The sequence below is a fragment of the Lactobacillus delbrueckii subsp. delbrueckii DSM 20074 = JCM 1012 genome (assembly GCF_001433875.1).
Taxonomy (GTDB): domain Bacteria; phylum Bacillota; class Bacilli; order Lactobacillales; family Lactobacillaceae; genus Lactobacillus; species Lactobacillus delbrueckii.
In genome coordinates this window covers 1-3,153 of the sequence record NZ_AZCR01000015.1, presented here as the reverse complement: position 1 = coordinate 3,153, position 3,153 = coordinate 1, and the positions used below count along the sequence as shown (strand labels likewise).

Genomic DNA, 3,153 nt, shown 5'->3' with positions numbered 1-3,153 from the left:
ATCGATCGTCATGTCCGTGCAAATGAGAGCGATCCAGTCTTTGCGGTTGGAGCGATTTCTTACGCAGACTATTCTGGCATCGATCTGGGCACCATCTTTGGCAGGATCTCCAACCTTTACAGGGACGGACAGGAGATATCTTGAACGACCTCGACGCTTCTTGCATGCGTTGAAGATCTGCTTGACGTTCATCCGCTTTCCTTCAAACTCGTATGTGATCTTGGAGCTTTTCTTCACCATGGCGATTACGTTCAAACCACGTTGACTGATTTGGACAATCTGATGAGGATTGGAGAACCAAGTGTCAAACATGACGTACTTGGCAGTGAGCCCTGCTTTCAAGGCCTGATCGAGCAGCTGGATAACTACATCGGTCCCCTTTGATCGGGCCATAATCCGCATCTTGGCCGCGATTGTGCGCTTGTCGATCTTCTTGGTCGTCCCGATGACATTCTGATCGTTCTTTGAGGACAAGAGTGATGAAGCGATTGGGACAAAGGAGGATCCATCAGTCCAACCCATGGTCATCATCCGAAAGCCCTTTTTGTAGGTCATCGAAACGTGGTCGAATACTTTGGCAGCCAGCTCAGTCTTCTTGTATCCAGTTCTAGAGTAGAGCGAATCGTCAAAGACGAAGCAATCGGCACGTTGGTCAGAAGTCAGATCTTTCAGGTGCCCATTGACGATCCTCTCAACTAGCAGAATAGTGAGGCGAAACCAGTTGATATGTGGGTTCTGCATGAATCGATAGTAGGTGTTTTTGGAGAAGCCAGCAGTACACTTGCCAGACTTCTGTTGCATGTACATGCTTCTGTCTCGAAACACATTACTGAAGATGTATGAAAGGATCGACCAAAGTGGGATTCCTTCGGACTTGCGGAGCCCACATATACGGAGAAGCTCCATAACTTTGTAGTCCTTGAAGAACTTTTCAACAGAACAGGCAGTTTTAGGTTCGTTTTCAGTATCGAATGATGGTAAAAACACAAGCCTTTCGTTTGATACTGATGATGTTTTGGTCGACTTAATTATATCAAGCGAACAAAGGCCTTGTGCTTTTTTATTGGCTAAACTATTGAATTTTCAAGGTACAAGCCCACTTTTGTAAGTGGGAAGTTTAAGTTAGTTAAATAAAAAACTAATTGGTTTCTTATTTAATCAGTTTCTTACTAATTAGTTTTTTATTTAATTAGTTTCTTACTACCTATCGTGCTATAATGAGGGTAAAGGTGGTGATGAAATGAAATTTATATTCAAGGCTTTAATAGTAGTTGTTATTATCCTTGCATTTCCTTTGTCCATAGTTCTTGTCTTTAAAAATTGGTCAACGGCCATTGGCACTAGCACACCCATGCAATTAAAGTTTGATTGGTTGGATCAGTACGAACCGATATACCTTTTTTGGAGTGGTATAATTCTGGCGGCGGTGTTAATTGTTTTATTGATTATCACACTTTTTTGGCCACGGTCGCAGTCATTATATCTTCATCAAAAGTCTGATGGTCAAGTTACCATCAGTAAGAAAGCTATTGAGCATTTTGCTCTTTCAGCACTTCAACATGAACCCTTTATTGGTAACCCCAAGGTATCAGCTAAGTTATCACGAAAAAGGATCACACTTAAAATATCGGGTGATCTACTAAATTCAGTCAATGCCAAGAAACAGACTGCAGATTTTCTCAATCAATTAAAAAAAGATTTGCGTATTTGTCTTGGAATTTCTGAACAGAAAAAAATAAAAATCCGACTCGTTGATTTCAATGAGTCGGGCGCTAATGTGCATCAATCTCGAGTTGTCTAGGAGGTGATAACGTGCCCGAACTCATTAAAGCTTATTTTTGGCCACTAATTGGTGGAATTATAGGATTGCTTTTAGCGGTCCTTATCATCACTTTTGGATTTTTCAAGACGCTTTTTGTTTTGATTTTTGTGGCGATTGGGATTGCCGCGGGCTATTATATTCAAAAAACTGGTATCTTAACAGATGTTTTTAAATAACTGTTTGAATTATAAGGAGGAAAAATTATGCAGAACGGAACGCCAAGTGAAAAAACAACAACTGACGAAAAGTCTGGTATTAAAGGAAATTTAACATTTGATGATAAGGTTATTCAAAAAATAATTGGTATTGCACTTTCTGAAGTAGATGGCTTATTAACCGTAGATGGCGGTTTTTTCGCAAATGTTGCTGAAAAACTAGTTAATACTTCCGATGTCACATCAGGAATTGATGTAGAGGTTGGAAAAAAACAGGTTGCAGTGGATCTCGACATTGTTGCTGAATACGGCATTGATATTTCTAAACTGTATGACAAGATCAAAGATGTTATCGTTCGGGAAGTAAAGAATATGACCGACTTAGAAGTAATTGAAGTAAATGTGAATGTTGTTGATGTCAAGACAAAGGAGCAACATGAACAAGATTCGACTTCTTTGCAAGATCGCGTGAGCGATGTACTCAGTACGGGCGCAAAGAAATCGAAGGAAACATTAAGTGACAGCGTTGATAAAGTAACGTCTGACAATAAATCTAGTCGTGTTAACTAAGGGAGTAAGTAAATATGGGACTTATTTGGACATTAATCGTCGGGGCAATCATTGGTGCCATTGCTGGCGCAATCACTAACCGTGGTGCTGCTATGGGCTGGATTGCAAACATCGTAGCTGGTTTGATTGGTGCATGGATTGGCCAAGGGCTCCTTGGCACTTGGGGCCCTTCATTAGCTGGCATGTCATTGATACCATCGATCATCGGGGCAATTATTTTAGTTCTGATTGTTTCGTTAGTTGTTGGTCGAATCAGTAAAAAGTAAGGGGGGAATTTTCTGCACATTTTGAAAAGTGTATTTACGTTTATGATCGCTTCTACGCTCGTTGTAGGTGGTGTTCTCATCGGCGGCACCGTCTTGGCGGCTAAGAAGGTAGATGGCATTGGTGATACGTTGCAACAAAAATTACATGGATAATTAGCCAAATCATCTATATTAGTCATCTTAGAATGTAAATAATTTGACAATTAAAGGTCAGTTAATCAATATTTCAATTGTTATGATAACCTTTTATAAGTATAAATGCTAATTTCCCAGGATTTTACAACTCAAGCCATACGGCTGACAGATTTTCTGCCAGCCGTATTTCTTTTATGCATGACTT

5 protein-coding genes are annotated in these 3,153 nt (G+C 40.1%); 4 read left to right on the top strand and 1 reads right to left on the bottom strand.

The window, feature by feature from the left end:
- Positions 1-987 (bottom strand): IS4 family transposase (locus tag FD23_RS03795; protein WP_423788543.1); only part of this gene is annotated, 987 nt, incomplete at its 3' end.
- Positions 988-1,240: 253 nt separating this feature from the next.
- On the opposite strand from FD23_RS03795, the gene amaP reads away from it, so the two are divergent.
- Genes amaP through FD23_RS03775 form a run of 4 tightly spaced genes read left to right on the top strand, consistent with a single transcriptional unit; the run spans position 1,241 to position 2,813 of the window.
- Positions 1,241-1,801, top strand: a complete 561-nt coding sequence (amaP, locus tag FD23_RS03790) for an alkaline shock response membrane anchor protein AmaP (RefSeq protein WP_025896528.1) — start codon at positions 1,241-1,243, stop codon at positions 1,799-1,801.
- Between the two features lie 11 nt (positions 1,802-1,812).
- Positions 1,813-1,998, top strand: a complete 186-nt coding sequence (locus tag FD23_RS03785; RefSeq protein ID WP_025896527.1) for a DUF2273 domain-containing protein — start codon at positions 1,813-1,815, stop codon at positions 1,996-1,998.
- 27 nt (positions 1,999-2,025) lie between these two features.
- Entirely contained in the window at positions 2,026-2,547 is a 522-nt protein-coding gene (locus FD23_RS03780; RefSeq protein ID WP_025896525.1) for an Asp23/Gls24 family envelope stress response protein, read from the top strand.
- 14 nt (positions 2,548-2,561) lie between these two features.
- The gene (locus FD23_RS03775) at positions 2,562-2,813 is read left to right on the top strand and encodes a GlsB/YeaQ/YmgE family stress response membrane protein (protein WP_025896523.1); all 252 of its coding nucleotides are present in this window, start codon (positions 2,562-2,564) and stop codon (positions 2,811-2,813) included.
- Positions 2,814-3,153: the final 340 nt, after the last annotated feature.